The organism is Actinotalea solisilvae (assembly GCF_016464425.1).
Lineage (GTDB): Bacteria > Actinomycetota > Actinomycetes > Actinomycetales > Cellulomonadaceae > Actinotalea > Actinotalea solisilvae.
Genome location: NZ_JADDKQ010000020.1, coordinates 103,323 through 117,372 on the forward strand (window position 1 = coordinate 103,323; position 14,050 = coordinate 117,372).

Annotated in this window: 13 protein-coding genes and 1 riboswitch; of the genes, 7 read left to right on the forward strand and 6 right to left on the reverse strand. The window is 76.8% G+C overall.

Annotation, left to right across the window (positions count from 1 at the left end; genetic code table 11):
• Positions 1–26 precede the first annotated feature (26 nt).
• The 4 genes from JIG38_RS15770 to JIG38_RS15785 form a co-directional block, all read right to left on the reverse strand.
• On the reverse strand, positions 27–497 hold the full coding sequence (locus tag JIG38_RS15770) for an SRPBCC family protein (RefSeq protein ID WP_199424770.1): 471 nt from the start codon (positions 495–497) through the stop codon (positions 27–29).
• Positions 494–811, reverse strand: a complete 318-nt coding sequence (locus JIG38_RS15775; RefSeq protein WP_307844974.1) for an ArsR/SmtB family transcription factor — start codon at positions 809–811, stop codon at positions 494–496. The genes JIG38_RS15770 and JIG38_RS15775 overlap by 4 nt, the downstream gene beginning before the upstream one ends.
• Positions 812–902: 91 nt before the next feature.
• Entirely contained in the window at positions 903–2,426 is a 1,524-nt protein-coding gene (locus tag JIG38_RS15780) for a DUF6297 family protein (protein ID WP_199424772.1), read from the reverse strand.
• A gap of 7 nt (positions 2,427–2,433) precedes the next feature.
• Complete coding sequence (locus JIG38_RS15785; RefSeq protein WP_307844975.1) at positions 2,434–3,114, reverse strand: ABC transporter ATP-binding protein; 681 nt, start codon at positions 3,112–3,114, stop codon at positions 2,434–2,436.
• 89 nt (positions 3,115–3,203) lie between these two features.
• A riboswitch (guanidine-III (ykkC-III) riboswitch) is annotated at positions 3,204–3,266 on the forward strand.
• Positions 3,267–3,277: 11 nt separating this feature from the next.
• Between JIG38_RS15785 and JIG38_RS15790 the strand changes: the two genes are divergently transcribed.
• The 3 genes from JIG38_RS15790 to JIG38_RS20365 all read left to right on the forward strand — a co-directional run bounded on the left by JIG38_RS15790 (position 3,278) and on the right by JIG38_RS20365 (position 5,635).
• Positions 3,278–3,598 (forward strand): DMT family transporter, encoded by a 321-nt coding sequence (locus tag JIG38_RS15790; protein WP_199424774.1) that lies wholly within the window; start codon positions 3,278–3,280, stop codon positions 3,596–3,598.
• Between the two features lie 126 nt (positions 3,599–3,724).
• Entirely contained in the window at positions 3,725–4,510 is a 786-nt protein-coding gene (locus JIG38_RS15795; RefSeq protein WP_199424775.1) for a class I SAM-dependent methyltransferase, read from the forward strand.
• Between the two features lie 69 nt (positions 4,511–4,579).
• Complete coding sequence (locus JIG38_RS20365) at positions 4,580–5,635, forward strand: alpha/beta fold hydrolase (protein ID WP_199424776.1); 1,056 nt, start codon at positions 4,580–4,582, stop codon at positions 5,633–5,635.
• Between the two features lie 39 nt (positions 5,636–5,674).
• Here JIG38_RS20365 and JIG38_RS15805 read toward each other — a convergent pair whose 3' ends face one another.
• The gene (locus JIG38_RS15805; protein ID WP_199424777.1) at positions 5,675–8,404 is read right to left on the reverse strand and encodes a lysylphosphatidylglycerol synthase transmembrane domain-containing protein; all 2,730 of its coding nucleotides are present in this window, start codon (positions 8,402–8,404) and stop codon (positions 5,675–5,677) included.
• A gap of 162 nt (positions 8,405–8,566) precedes the next feature.
• Here JIG38_RS15805 and JIG38_RS15810 point away from each other — a divergent pair, with 162 nt between their 5' ends.
• Positions 8,567–8,779, forward strand: a complete 213-nt coding sequence (locus JIG38_RS15810) for a hypothetical protein (protein WP_233405109.1) — start codon at positions 8,567–8,569, stop codon at positions 8,777–8,779.
• A gap of 40 nt (positions 8,780–8,819) precedes the next feature.
• Here JIG38_RS15810 and JIG38_RS15815 read toward each other — a convergent pair whose 3' ends face one another.
• Positions 8,820–9,287, reverse strand: coding sequence for a group II truncated hemoglobin (locus JIG38_RS15815; protein ID WP_199424779.1), 468 nt, complete (start codon positions 9,285–9,287; stop codon positions 8,820–8,822).
• Positions 9,288–9,667: 380 nt separating this feature from the next.
• Between JIG38_RS15815 and nirB the strand changes: the two genes are divergently transcribed.
• The 3 genes from nirB to cobA are packed head-to-tail and all read left to right on the forward strand — an operon-like array spanning position 9,668 to position 14,021.
• Positions 9,668–12,283, forward strand: a complete 2,616-nt coding sequence (gene nirB, locus JIG38_RS15820) for a nitrite reductase large subunit NirB (RefSeq protein ID WP_307844976.1) — start codon at positions 9,668–9,670, stop codon at positions 12,281–12,283.
• Entirely contained in the window at positions 12,280–12,798 is a 519-nt protein-coding gene (gene nirD, locus JIG38_RS15825) for a nitrite reductase small subunit NirD (protein ID WP_199424781.1), read from the forward strand. Before nirB ends, nirD begins: the two co-directional genes overlap by 4 nt.
• Positions 12,795–14,021, forward strand: coding sequence for a uroporphyrinogen-III C-methyltransferase (cobA, locus tag JIG38_RS15830; RefSeq protein ID WP_199424782.1), 1,227 nt, complete (start codon positions 12,795–12,797; stop codon positions 14,019–14,021). Before nirD ends, cobA begins: the two co-directional genes overlap by 4 nt.
• The last annotated feature ends 29 nt before the right edge of the window (positions 14,022–14,050 follow it).

A 14,050-nucleotide genomic window follows, 5' to 3' on the forward strand; every position in this document is an offset into this window, starting at 1 on the left:
GCGGCCGCTACGGTCGCGAGCGCCGGTCAGGCCGCGGGGACCGTCGCCTCGGCGAGCCGCTCGAGCAGGCCGGCCCAGCCGGTCGGGTCGTCGAGCGCGGCGCGCATCGCGGCGGCCGCGTCGCCGTACTGCTCGAGGCCGCGGTGCTCGAGCCGGACCTCGGTCGCGCCGTCGTCGACGGGCGTGAAGCGGATCTCGAGCTCGGTCGCGAGCGCCGGGTCGTAGGTCCACCCGGCGGAGACCTGCCAGGTGAGCACGACGCGGCCCGGCGGCTCCCACGCGAGCACGCGGCCCCAGTCGCACTCGCCGCCCGCGGCGTCGCGCTCGAACCAGCGGCCTCCCTCGCGCGGCTCGAGCACGACGGTCTCCAGCGGCTGGGCCCCGATGCTGTACTCGCGGTTCCACCAGCGGTCCATGCCGGCGGTGAAGACCTCGAAGGCCCGCTCCTGCGGGACGCGGACGGTGATGCTCTTGACGATCGGCTCGACGGTGGTCACGGGCGCTCCTCGGGATCGGCCTCCGCCGCGGCGGCGAAGGACTGCAGTGCGTCGGTCCAGAACTGGTCGAGGTAGGCCCGCACGGCGGCCACACCGGCCGGGTCCACCTCGTAGATGCGCCGCGTGCCGACGGCGCGGTCGCGGACGAGACCCGCGACCTTGAGCACGCGCAGGTGCTGCGAGACGGCGGGCCGGCTCACGGGCAGGCCGTGCGCGATCTCCCCCACCGGTCGGGGCCGCGCGGCGACGCGCTCGAACACCATCCGGCGGGTGGGGTCGGCGAGCGCCTCGAGGACGGTTCCGTAAGTAGGCACGAACGGTAAGTTACGCCTTACGGCGACGGAGGTCCAGACCCGGTGCGCGCCCATCGCGGACGGCGCACGGGGCGACGTCGCCCCCCACGCGTCAGGCGCTCGGCCGTCGTCCGGTCACGGCGAGGGCGACCGCGAGGACCGCGGCGGCCACGCCCCACTGGACGGCCAGCAGCGTCGGCGAGAGGACGCCGACGTAGAGCGCGAGCGCCGTGGGCAGCGTGCCCAGGAGGGCGACGTCGACGCCCTGCGTCATGCCCGTCGTGGGCGGCGCCCCGCCCATGGGCGAGGCGATCACGGGCTGCCGGAGCTTCGGCGGCGGACGGTAGGCCGACCGCACCGCCGCGGCGGCGAGCACGACCGCCCAGACGGGCGCGACGGCGGCCAGCCCCGGGAGCGTCGCGACGGCGACCGCGCTCCAGACGACCGCCGCGACCAGCGGCGCCGCACCCCGCGCGACCCGCACCTGCCGCGCCGAGAGCGGGAGCGACCGGTCGAGCGCCGGCACGAGCTCGCCGTGGCGCGCGCCCGCGGCCGCCGAGCTCGCGGCCCAGAAGCCCGTGAGCAGCAGGACGGGGTAGAGGGCGATCCCCGTCCCCACCACCGGGGACCGCGCGGCGACGACGGCCACGAGCGCGAGCACCGCGATCTGCACCAGCGCACGCGGCGACCTCGCGAGGAGGGTGAGGTCCGCGACGGCCACCGCGCTCCGCGGGCCGCGCGCCCGCAGCCGCCAGGAGCGCCGTCGGTCGCGCGCCTCGACGCTGGTCAGCGCGCGGCCGAGCTCGCGCAGGTCGAGCGCGAGCACCGCCACCTGGGCGCGCTGGCCCAGCGACCCGAGGCGGCGGAGCGTCGCGCCGTCGAGGCGCTCGACCCCGCGGTCGGCGAGCGCGGTGAGGCCCGCCGCCGCGACCAGGAGCGGCAGCCCGACCCAGGCGGAGCGGTGGAGGTGCCAGCCCGGCCACCCGCCCGTGAGCACGAGCACCGCGAGCCCGATGACCGCCGCCGCGACGACGCCGTCGCCCACGCCCGCGAGCGCGCGCTCGCGGCGTCGCAGGCCACGTGCGTCGGCCGGCCGCTGCTGGACGACGGCGGCGACGGCGCCCACGAGGGCCGCGGCGCCCCCGCCGAGCGCGGCCCAGGCGAGCGCCGGGCCGACGGCCGGCGGCAGGCCCAGGGACAGCGCGGCGAGCGGTCCCGCGACGACGCCCGCGGCGAGCGCGATCGCGGGCCAGCGCAGCACGGACGGCCGCAGCAGCCCGCGCCGGTCGACGGGCATCGGGAGCCACCACCCCGCGCCCCCGCCCCCGAGCGCCACGGGGCCCAGGCGGGTGCCGAGCGCGAGCACGCCGCCGCACAGCGCGACGAGCACGAGCACCGTGCCCGCCTCGCCGATCGGGACGGCGTCGGGCTGGGCGGCGGTCGCCGCCTCCTGGACCACCGCGGCCGTGCCGTAGGCCGTCACCGCGAGCAGGACGACGCACGTGACGGCGTACCAGAGGTCCGAGACGACGTCGCCGAAGCCACGTCCGGTGCGGGCCCCCTCGATGTCCTCGGTGATCCGGCGGACGTGGCGGCCGGACGGGACGGCGCCGCGCACGAGCTCGGGCAGGGTCATGCGCGCCTCACACCTCCGCCATCGCGGCCACCGCCTGCGCGGCGCGGACGCGCCGGCAGCGGTCCTCGCCGACGAGGACGGCGTCGGCGCCGAGCGCGGTGAGCAGCACCGGGTCGTGCGTCGCGAGCAGCACGCCGGTGCCCTGGGCGGCCTCCTCGGCGAGCAGCCCCGCCAGGCGGTGGCGCATCGACGTGTCGAGCCGCGCCTCCGGCTCGTCGAGCACGAGCAGTCGGCGCGGGCGCACGAACGCCGCCGCGAGGAGCAGCCGGCGCCGCTGGCCCGAGGACAGCGCCGTGGGGATCGCGTCCTGCTCGTCGGTCATGCCGAAGACGTCGAGGACGGCGTCGACGGCCGTCGTCGTCGAGGTCACGCCGTGCCCCGCCGCGGTGAGGAGCAGGTGCTCGCGCGCGGTGAGGCCGGGGAACCACGCGTCGTCGTCGAGCACGGACGCGACGGCGGCGCGGAAGGCCGCGCGGCGCTCGTCGACCTCCTCGCCGAGCACGCGCAGCTCGCCGCCGAGCGGCTCGAGCAGCCCGAGGACGGCGCGCAGGATCGTGGACTTGCCGGTGCCGTTGGGGCCCACGAGGGCGAGCACCTCGCCCTCGCGCACGCGCAGGTCGACGGGGGCGCAGACGGGGCGGTCGGTCCAGCCGACCTCGAGGCGGGTCGCGCGGACGAGATCGGTCACGGCCACGACCCTAGGTCGTCCGACGGCGCGCGGGGTCGTCCGCGTGGACGACCCCGGTGGCCGGAGCTCCGCCGCGTGGGGGAGACTGGTCACGGCCCGAGGCGGGCCACCGGACGAGCGGCACCGTACCCGGACAGACACGACGGCGTCCTGGGAGGCAGCCGTGCACTGGATCGTCCTCATCCTGTCGGGAGTGCTCGAGGCGGTGTGGGCCACGGCCCTCGGCCGCTCGGAGGGCTTCTCGCGACCCGGCCCGACCGTCGTCTTCGCGGTCGCGCTCCTCATGAGCATGGGCGGGCTCGCCTACGCGATGACCGCGCTGCCGGTGGGGACCTCGTACGCGGTGTGGGTCGCGATCGGGGCCGGCCTCACGGTGGTCTACGCGATGGCGACCGGGACCGAGCCGGCCTCCCTCCTGCGGGTGCTGCTCATCGTGGGGCTGATCGGGTGCGTCGTCGGGCTCAAGGTCACCTCGGGTCACTGAGCGGGTCGCCGAGCCGCCGGGTGGCCCGATCGGGCCATCCGGGAGATGGCCGGTCCGCGCGACGCGCGGCGGCGTCGTCCGGCGGTGCGATGGGATCCCATCCCGCTCACGGCCGGAGTGACCACCATGACCACGACGACGACCGCCGGCACCACCGGCACGGCGACCACGCCCGCGACCACCGCAGCGACCACACCCGTGACCACGCCCACGACGACGACCGGCCGCGCCCACCCGCGGTCCGCCACCCTGCGAGCGCGCCTCGGCGCGACGGTCTACGACCCGTTCCTCGCCCGCGGCGAGCGGCTCGGCTTGGAGCGGCGGCGCATCGCGCTCCTCGCGGGGGCCCGCGGCCGCGTCCTGGAGATCGGGACGGGCACCGGCCTCAACCTCGCCCACTACCCCGCGGACGTCGAGGAGCTCGTCCTCACGGAGCCGGTGGCGCCCATGGCGGACCGCGCACGCGCCCGGCTCGCCGCCTCGGGGCGGGCGGCCGAGGTGCTGGCGGCCCCGGCGGAGGACCTGCCCGTCGCCACGGCGTCCGTCGACACGGTGGTGTCGACGCTGGTCCTGTGCACGGTGCGCGACGTCGAGTCCGCGCTGTCGGAGGTCGCGCGCGTGCTCCGGCCGGGCGGGCGACTCCTCTTCGTCGAGCACGTGCACGCCGCGGGGACCGCGCTCGGCCGGTGGCAGACCCGCCTCGCCGGGCCCTGGGCGGGGTGCGCCGGGGGTTGCCGCTGCGACCGCGACCTGCTCGCCGCGATCACCGCGCGGTTCGAGGTCCGCACGCTGCACCGGGCGGAGTGGACGGGCATGCCGGGGATCGTCCGGCCGCTCGTGGTCGGGACGGCGACGCCGTCGCGGGCGGCGACCCACGGTGCGTGGGAGCACCACGTGACCCGTCGCACCTGACCGGGGGGACGGACGCGGTCGAGCAGGGGACGCGTGCCCCCGCGTGGCGCGCCTCGCTAGGGTCGAGGCGTGCGCGGCGACGAGCAGCGGGTGCACCACGCCGACGTGGGCGGCCGCTCCGTGGCCTGGGCCGCGACCGGCTCCGGGCCGCCGCTCGTCGTGGCCGGCTGGTGGTCGAGCCACCTCGCGGTCGACTGGCGGGACGCGCGGTTCCGGCGGTTCGTGACCCGCCTCGGGGAGCACGCGCGTGTGGTGCGCTACGACCGCCCGGGGACCGGGCTCTCCGCCCGCGACGGGCCGCCGCCGGCGTCGTTCGCCGAGGAGGTCGCGGTGCTCACCGGGCTGGTGGGCGCGCTCGGCCTCGACGAGGTCGCGATGCTCGGTGCCAGCTCGGGTGCGGGCGTCGCGGCCGGCGCGGCGGCCGAGCTCTCGGTGCGGCGACCGCGGGTCACCCACCTCGTCCTCTACGGCGGGTACGCGCGCGGCACCGACGTCGCGTCCGATGCGGCGCGCGCGGCGATGCTCGACGTCGTCCGCGGCCACTGGGGGCTGGGGTCGCGCGTGCTCGCCGACGTCTTCATGCCGAGCGCGAGCGCGGCCGAGCGGGACCGCTTCGCGCGGTCGCAGCGCACGCTCGGGACACCCGAGGAGGCGGCCGCCCAGCTGCGGCACGCGTACGCCCTCGACGCGCGCGCGGTGCTGCCCGCCCTCGGCGCGGTCCCCACCCTGGTGCTCCACCGTCGCGGCGACCGGGCGATCCCGTTCGCGCTCGGCGAGGACCTCGCCGCCCGGGTCCCCAACGCCCGGCTCGTCGCGCTCGCGGGCGAGGACCACCTCCCGTGGCTCGGCGACGCGACGGCGGTGGTCGACGCGACGGTCGCTCACCTCGAGGGGCGGGCGGCCCGTCCGACGTCGTCGCCGGGCCGGTCCGACCGCGCGCTGACGCCACGCGAGCTCGAGGTGCTCCGGCTCGTCGCCGCCGGTCTCACGGATGCCGAGATCGCCCGCGAGCTCGTGCTCAGCCCGCACACGGTGCACCGGCACGTCGCCAACGTGCGCACGAAGCTCGGCGTCACGTCGCGGGCCGCTGCGGCCGCGTGGGCAGCGCGGCACGCCGGCCTCTGACGTCCGCCGGGCCGGAGCCCGCCGGTCCGGCGACGTGCGTCAGAGCTCGCCCGTGCGCTGCAGCGTGCGCATCGCGAGCCAGCCGAACGGGATGCGCGCCCAGTAGGTCAGCGCGCGGAAGAGCACGACGACCGACGCGGCGATGGCGCCCGGCACGCCGCCGTTGATGAGGCCGATGGTGAGCGCCGACTCGATCGCGCCGAGGCCGCCGGGCGTGGGCACGAGCGCGCCGGCCGTGTTGCCGAGCAGGTAGATGAGCGCGAGGTCGATGAGCGGCAGCGCCTCGCCGAACGCGGCGAGGCTGGCCTGGAACGCGCCGAGGTAGCCGACGGTCATGATGAGGTTGCCGACGATCGCGACGGCGAACCGCTTGGGCTGGCCGAGCAGCTGGACGAGGCGCGGCCACGTCTGGCGCCACAGCGGCAGCGTCTTGGACGCGACCCAGCGCCGCAGCGCCGGGACGAGCATCGCCGCCGCGAGGGCCGCCGCGACGATCGCCACCGACACGAGGACCGTGCGCGACGGCAGCTGCATGGGCTTGCCGGACGCGAGCGAGAGCACGAGCAGCAGGAGCAGCGTGGTGATGAACTGCGACACCTGCACGAGCCCGACGGACGCGACCGCGAGCGTGTTCGAGACGCCGCGTCGCGTGAGCATCCGCAGGTTGAGCGCCGCGGGCCCCACGCCGGCGGGCGCGACGAGCGCGACGAACGAGCCCGCGACCTGGACGAGCGTCGCCCGCCACAGCGGCAGCTTGACCGGCGCGAACGCGACGAGCGCCATGGCCGACCCGAGGAAGGTCGCCATGCCCATGCCGAAGGCGACGGCCGCGTACCAGGGCTCGGCGTCGACGAGGGCCGCGGAGATCTCGGCGAAGTTGAGGCGCGTGATGACGAGCACCGCGGCCGCGATCCCGAGCACGAGCGTGAGGACGGTGCGCGCGCCGAACCGGATGAGGCGCTGCGGCTCGACGTCGGCCTCGGGCAGCTGCGCGAGCAGCGCCTCGCGCACCTCCGCGAGGACGCCCTTGCGCTCGCGGGCCTCCTCGCGCGTCGTGCGCGGCATCGCGATGGTCTGCAGCAGCGGGCCGATGGCGACGAGGTCCTCGTCGGTGAAGACGCGCGCCGCCGACCCGACCGCACGCTCGGCGCCGACCCGCAGCGCGAGCAGGGCGAGCATCTGGGCGAGGTCCATGCGGCGCGCGAGGTCGGACGACGCGACGTCGCCCGACTCCCAGCCGGTGAGCAGCACGACGGGCCCGGCCGCCTCGACCGGCGCGGGCGTGCCGTCGGGCGCGGGCGGCGACGGCGGCACGAAGGGGGGCTCGAGGTCCACGAGGACGGCGTCGGACGTGAGCGCGCGGTGCGCGAGGCCCGCCTGGTGGGCGATGCGGAGCTGGTCCCAGACGGCGTCGAGCACCTCGTCGCTCAGCGCCTCGGGCGGCAGGTCGCGCAGGGGCACGGCGCCGTACGCGTGCTGCTGGACGAGCAGCATCGAGTCCTCGGCCTCGGCGAGCGCGAGGAGCCGCGGCGTCCGCACCCCCGCGGACCACGCGGCGTGCGCGAGCAGCGCGGCGCGCTCGGCCGCCTGGCGCAGGGAGACGACGGCGCGCCCGTCCAGCCCGCGCAGGCGCAGGGAGCGCCAGAACCGCACGAGGATGCCGACCACCTGGCGGTCGCCGTCGAGCACGACGACGTCCAGGCGCTCGCCGTCGTCGGTGGTCATCGCGTAGACGCGGTTGTCGCTGTGCCGCGTGATCGCGACGGCCGCGAGGTCGGCGGGCTCGCCGTCGGTCGCGTGGGGGGGCGACGCCGACGACGGCGCCGTCGCGGAGGACGGCGGGACGGCGCCCGCGTCCGTCGTCCCGGCGGTGGCACCGCTCCCGTCCGCGCGCGGCGCGGCGACGACCGGCTCGGCGCGGGGCGTCGTCGCGGCCGGGTCGTCGTCGGTCAGGTCGCCGACGCGCACGAGGCACACGGGCTCGAACCCCGCGCGCCGGATCCCCGCGACCAGCGAGTCGCCGTACGCGCGCTCGCTCTGGACGCCCGACGCGTACCGGACGCCGAGCCCGACGAGGCGGCCGAGCAGCACCGTCATGAGGGCCGCGGGCAGCGTGAGGACGCCGCTGATGAGCGCGACGCCGAGGGCCAGCCACACGAGGTTCCACGAGAGCCCGACGGTCCGACGGCGGTTGCGCGCACCCGCGACGGTCAGCAGGGCCGCGGTCGCGCTGAGGGCCGGCGGGATGATGACCTCGCGCACGCCGTTGGTCCAGACGCTGAACGACGACCGCAGCACGGGCACGCCGAAGCGCGTGATGATCCACGCCGCGAGCAGCGCGGCGCCGAAGGTGAGGATCGCGGCCACGACCGCCTCGACCGCGTGGCGCAGGAGGCGACGGAGCACGAGCTCGGCGAGCACGGCGAGCGGCACGAGCACCGTGATGAGGCCCTCGATCACGGCGACCGGCACGATGAGCAGGCGCTGGATGACCGTCTCGAAGTCCTGGACGTCCTCGGTCACGCCGGTCGTGGTGCCGCGCGCGTAGATGCCGATGACCACCACGAGCGCGATCCCGAGCGCCGAGAGCACGACGCCGACGAGGTCCGCCGGGTGGTGCACGCGCGCGGCGGGCGTGTCGACGATGTGGACCTCGCGGGCCTCGTGGGCCGCCGCGGGCGCGCCCGTGCCGCCGACCCCGGGCCCCGGGACCGGCCGCGCCCCCTCTCCACCGGGGGCGGTGAGGCCCTCAGGTGGCGCACTCGACATGGTCGCGAGTCTAGGGCGGGCGGTTCGTCCCGTCGGGGAGGCCGGTCCGGCGGGCCCGGCACCCCCGCGGCCGTCATCCACGGTTGACAACGCGGGGTCTGTCAACCACGATTGACACACCTCCGGAGGCGTCAGCGAAGGAACTCGATGAAGGACGACACCATGAGCAGTCTCGTGGCCCAGGCCGAGGGGGAGGACCCCATCTCGGCGCTCGCGGCCCTGCGCGCCCTGCGCACGGAGGTCGAGCGGCAGGAGGCCGTCCTCGTGCGGCGCGCCCGCAACCGCGGCGCGTCCTGGGCGGCGATCGCGACGGTGCTCGGCGTCACGCGCCAGGCGGTCCACAAGAAGCACGGCGCCGGCTGGCGCAAGGCCTGACGCGGGCGTCGGGCCCCGAACGTCGTGGGACCCGCGCCGCTCACCAGTCCCAGCGCGGGACCTCCTGGCACGGGTGGAGGTCCGCCTCCGCGACCGCGTGCGAGTTCTGCGCCGCGACCTCGGTGCCGAACTCGAGGTACTCGAGCAGGGCGGTGCGCGTGCGCGCGTCCGCGGGCCAGGCGACGTCGTCGGCGGCGGCGAGGAAGAGCTCGACGAACCGTGCGCGCTGCGCCTCGGTGATCCGGAGCCCGCGGTGGTGATCGAGCAGCGCCGCGAAGCCGCCGAGCCGGTCCGTGTAGGTGCGCGGGCCGCCGAACACCTCCGCGAGGAACGCCGTCAGGTGGGGCACGTGGTCGGCGTGACCCGCGCCGAACAGCGGCTGCAGCAGGGGGTCGGCGAGGACCGTCGGGTACCAGGCCTCGACGAGCCGGCGCATGCCCGGCTCCCCGCCGACGTGCTCGTAGAGCGTGGTGGCGTCCTCGCGGGTCGCCGGGGTGGTCGCACTCATGGGCGCCTCCTGGGTCGCGGCCCAGCGTCACACCGCCCGACGCCGGCGGGCAACGCCCCGCCGTACGCCCGCAGCGGACACGCGCCACGGGTCTCACACACGCCCGGCCGACCGTGTGCGCAGACCGTTCCACAGGGGTAACCGGCGCACGCCGCCGGTGAAACACGGCCTTCCTAGCGTCGACGGCAGGCCCGGGGGTGCACCCGTCCCCGGCCAGCCGCTCCCCGGAAGGCCTCGCGATGGACGACTCGACGGACGCGCTCGACGGCGTGACACAGCCGAAACACCCCGGCACCTCCGGGGAAACCTCCCCTGCCTACCGTCGTGACGGTCAGGAGCCCGACGCAGCCCGCGAGCTGCCCGGCAGTGCAGGGGGACAGGTGGCGCAGCACCTCGTCGTGGTCGGTGGCGGCATGGTCGCGCACCGTCTCGTCGAGGCGCTCCGGGACCGCGACGCCGACGGCGCGTGGCGCGTCACGGTGCTCGCCGAGGAGCCGCGCGCCCCGTACGACCGCGTCGCCCTCACCTCCTACTTCTCGGGCCGCGACCCCGAGGACCTCTCGCTCGGCCAGCCCGAGCTGTGGTCCGACCCGCTCGTGCGCCTCGTCCGGGACACGACCGTCACGGCCGTCGACCGCGACGCGCGCACCGTCACCGCGCGCCGCAACGACACCGACCACGTCACCACCTACGCCTACGACGCCCTGGTCCTCGCGACCGGCTCGTCCGCCGCGGTCCCGCCCGTCGAGGGCACCGACCTGCCCGGCGTCTTCGTCTACCGCACGGTCGACGACGTCGCCGCCCTGCGCGGCTGGGTGGAGGAGCGCGGCCGGCGCTGGAAGCGGCCGGTGCGCGGCGCCGTCGTCGGCGGCGGCCTGCTCGGGCTCGAGGCGGCGGGCGCGCTCCAGGCGCTCGGCGCGCAGAGCACGGTCGTCCAGTTCGGCCCGCGGCTCATGCCGCTCCAGGTCGACGAGGGCGGCGGCGAGGCGCTGCGCCGGCTCATCAACGCGACCGGGGTCGCGGTCCGGCTCAACACCTCGACCACGTCGCTCCGCCCGGGTCGGGACGGCGCCGTGCGCCGCATGGATTTCGCCGACGGCGGCCGGCTCGACGTCGACGTCGTCGTGCTCGCGACGGGCGTGCGGCCGCGCGACGAGCTCGCTCGGGCTGCGGGCCTCCCCGTGGGCGCGCGCGGCGGCGTCGTCGTCGACGAGGCCTGTCGCACCGAGGACCCGGCGGTCTGGGCGGTCGGCGAGGTCGCGTGCATCGAAGGCTCCTGCATCGGCCTCGTCGCGCCCGGCTACGCGATGGCCGAGGTCGTCGTCGACCGCCTGCTCGGCGGCGCCGCCGTCTTCCCGGGCGCCGACACCGCGACCAAGCTCAAGCTCGCGGGCGTCGACGTCGCGAGCTTCGGCGACGCGTTCGCCACGACGCCCGGGGCGCTCGAGCTCGTCCACGCGGACCCGGTCGCCGGCCTCTACACCAAGATCGTCCTCTCGGACGACGCGCGGACGCTCCTGGGCGGCGTGCTCGTCGGCGACGCGAGCGCGTACGCCGCGCTGCGTCCCATGCTCGGGCGGCAGCTCGACGGGGACCCGGGGGCATACCTCCTCCCCGAGGGCGCCGGATCTGCCGGCCGACCGCAGACCTCTCTTCCCGACGACGCCGCCGTCTGCTCGTGCAACAACGTCACCGCGGGCACGGTCCGGGCCGCGGTCACCGAGCACGGCTGCACCGACCTCGGCGCGGTCAAGGCGTGCACGCGCGCCGGGACGAGCTGCGGCTCGTGCCTCCCGCTGGTCAAGAAGCTCGTCACGACCGAGCTGGAGAAGTCCGGCGTCACGGTGAGCACGGCGCTCTGCGAGCACTTCGACCTCTCGCGCGCGCAGCTCTTCGACGCCGTGCGCGTGAGCGGGCTGCGGACGTTCAGCGAGATCCTCGCCCGGCACGGCGCCGCGGCGCGGCCCGCGGGCTCGCGCGGCTGCGACATCTGCAAGCCGGTCGTCGGGTCGATCCTCGGCTCGCTCGGCGCGGGCCACGTGCTCGACGGCGAGAACGCGACGCTCCAGGACACCAACGACCACGTCATGGCGAACCTGCAGAAGGACGGGTCCTACTCCGTCGTCCCGCGCATGCCGGGCGGCGAGGTGAGCCCCGAGGGGCTCATCGTCGTCGGCGAGGTCGCGCGCGACTTCGGCCTCTACACCAAGATCACCGGCGGTCAGCGGATCGACATGTTCGGCGCGCGGCTCGAGCAGCTGCCCGAGATCTGGCGGCGCCTCGTCGATGCCGGCTTCGAGTCCGGCCACGCGTACGGCAAGAGCCTGCGCACGGTGAAGTCGTGCGTCGGGTCGACGTGGTGCCGGTTCGGCGTGCAGGACTCGGTGGCGCTCGCCGTCGAGCTCGAGCTGCGCTACCGCGGCCTGCGCTCGCCGCACAAGATCAAGCTCGGGGTCTCGGGCTGCGCGCGCGAGTGCGCCGAGGCGCGCGCCAAGGACGTCGGGGTCATCGCGACGGACAAGGGCTGGAACGTCTACGTCGGCGGCAACGGCGGCTTCACGCCGCGGCACGCGCAGCTGCTCGCCGAGGACCTCGACACCGAGACGCTCGTGCGGACGATCGACCGCTTCCTCATGTACTACGTGCGCACCGCGGACCGGCTCCAGCGCACGGCGCCGTGGATCGAGGAGGTCGAGGGCGGGCTCGACGGCGTGCGGGCGGTCGTCATGGACGACTCCCTCGGCATCGCCGCGGACCTCGACGCCGCCATGGCCGCGCACGTCGAGGCCTACACCGACGAGTGGCGGGCGACCCTCGACGACCCCGAGAAGCTCGCGCGCTTCGCGTCCTTCGTCAACGCGCCGACGACGCCCGACCCGTCGCTGGCCTACGTCCCCGAGCGCGGGCAGGTGCGTCCCGCGACCCCGGAGGAGCGAGCCGGTGCCCGCGCCGGCGCCGTCCTGGTCGCCGGGACCACGCTGGAGGTGCGCCGATGAGCACGCAGACCACGAGCCCCGCACCCGCCGCGGTCGGGGGCGCGGGCCCTGCCACGATCCTCGGGACCTCGGGCCGGACCGCGTGGACGGCGGTGTGCCACCTCGCCGACCTCGTGCCCGAGCGCGGGGCCGCGGCGCTGGTCGACGGCGAGCAGGTCGCCGTCGTGCGCCTGGTGGACGACACCGTGCTCGCGGTGCAGAACCTCGACCCGTTCTGCGGCGCGCACGTGCTGTCCCGCGGGATCGTCGGGTCGCGGGGTGACGCGCCGACGCTCGCGTCGCCCATGTACAAGCAGGTCTTCGACCTGCGCACGGGCGCCTGCCTGGACCGGGTGGGCCGCGAGCCGCTCACGGGCGACGGCACGCTGCGCACGTGGCCGGTCCGGACGGACGGCGGCCTGGTCCTCGTCGGCACCCCCCTCCTTTCCTCCCCTCGCCGAGATGACGACGTCCCGGGTGTGTCCGGGCGGCACGCGGGCGGGAGTCGGCATCTCGGGGAGGGGGTGGGCGGGTGACTGCACTGCTGGGGGTCGAGCTGGGCGGGCGGCGGGTGCTGGTGGCCGGGGGTGGGCCGGTGGCCGCGCGGCGCGTGCAGTCGATGCGCGTCGCGGGCGCCGACGTCGTCGTGGTCGCGCCCCAGCTGTGCGAGGAGCTGGCTGAGCTCGTCGAGGACCGCGTCGTGCGCTGGCGCTGCGGCGAGGTCCACGAGTCCGACGTCGACAAGGCCTGGCTCGTGCACACCGCGACCGGCGACCGCGCGGTCGACGCCCAGGTGGCCGCCTGGGCCGAGGCCCGGCGCGTGTTCTGCGTCAACGCGGGGGCGGCCGACGCCGGCACGGCGCGCACCCCGGCGACGACGCAGGTCGGGGACGTCCTCGTCGGCGTCGTCTCGACCGGCCCGGCGGACCCCGGGCGGAGCCGTGCGGTCCGCGACCACCTCGCCGCGACGCTCCGCGCGGGCGGCGCGGACCTGCGCGGCCGGCGCGGGAGGTCGGACGCGGACCGGTCCGGCGGGCGCCGCCAGGGTCGCGTCGTCCTCGTCGGCGGCGGCCCGGGCGACGTCGAGCTGCTCACGCTGCGCGGGCGGCGCGCGCTCGCGGAGGCCGACGTCGTCGTCACGGACCGGCTCGGGCCCCGCGACGTGCTCGCCGAGCTGCACCCGGACGTCGAGGTCGTCGAGGTCGGCAAGACGCCGGGGCACCACCCCGTCCCCCAGCACGAGATCGAGCAGATCCTCGTCGAGCACGCGCAGCGCGGGCGGACCGTCGTGCGGCTCAAGGGCGGCGACCCGTTCGTGTTCGGCCGCGGCGGCGAGGAGGTGCTCGCGTGCCGCGAGGCGGGCGTGCCCGTCGAGGTCGTCCCCGGCGTGAGCAGCGCGATGTCGGTGCCCGCGCTCGCCGGCATCCCGCTCACCCACCGGGGCGTCACCACGGCGTTCCACGTGCTCAGCGGGCACGAGGGCCTCACGGCCTCCGCGCGGGAGACGCTGCTCGACGGCGCGACGCTCGTCGTCCTCATGGGCGTGTCGATGCTCCCCGCGATGGTCGCGGACGCCCTCGCCGCCGGGGTCGACCCGGACCTCCCGGTCGCGATCGTCGAGAACGGCGCGACCCCGCGCCAGCGCGTGACGCGGGCCCCGCTGCGCGACGTCGTCGCGCGTGCGGCCGACGTCGGCGTGCGTGCGCCCGCCGTCATCGTGCTGGGCCGGGTCGCGGCGGAGGGGCTGCTGGATGGGTGAGGCGCCCGCGCGGACGACGGCGGTCGGGA

Bases quoted from the DNA above. Each gene is read 5' to 3' on its own strand.
- JIG38_RS15815 (WP_199424779.1), bottom strand. From the start codon at position 9,287: ATGAGTGCGACCACCCCGGCGACCCGCGAGGACGCCACCACGCTCTAC.
- JIG38_RS15805 (WP_199424777.1), bottom strand. From the start codon at position 8,404: ATGTCGAGTGCGCCACCTGAGGGCCTCACCGCCCCCGGTGGAGAGGGG.
- JIG38_RS15795 (WP_199424775.1), top strand. From the start codon at position 3,725: ATGACCACGACGACGACCGCCGGCACCACCGGCACGGCGACCACGCCC.
- JIG38_RS15810 (WP_233405109.1), top strand. From the start codon at position 8,567: ATGAGCAGTCTCGTGGCCCAGGCCGAGGGGGAGGACCCCATCTCGGCG.
- nirD (WP_199424781.1), top strand. From the start codon at position 12,280: ATGAGCACGCAGACCACGAGCCCCGCACCCGCCGCGGTCGGGGGCGCG.
- JIG38_RS15780 (WP_199424772.1), bottom strand. From the start codon at position 2,426: ATGACCCTGCCCGAGCTCGTGCGCGGCGCCGTCCCGTCCGGCCGCCAC.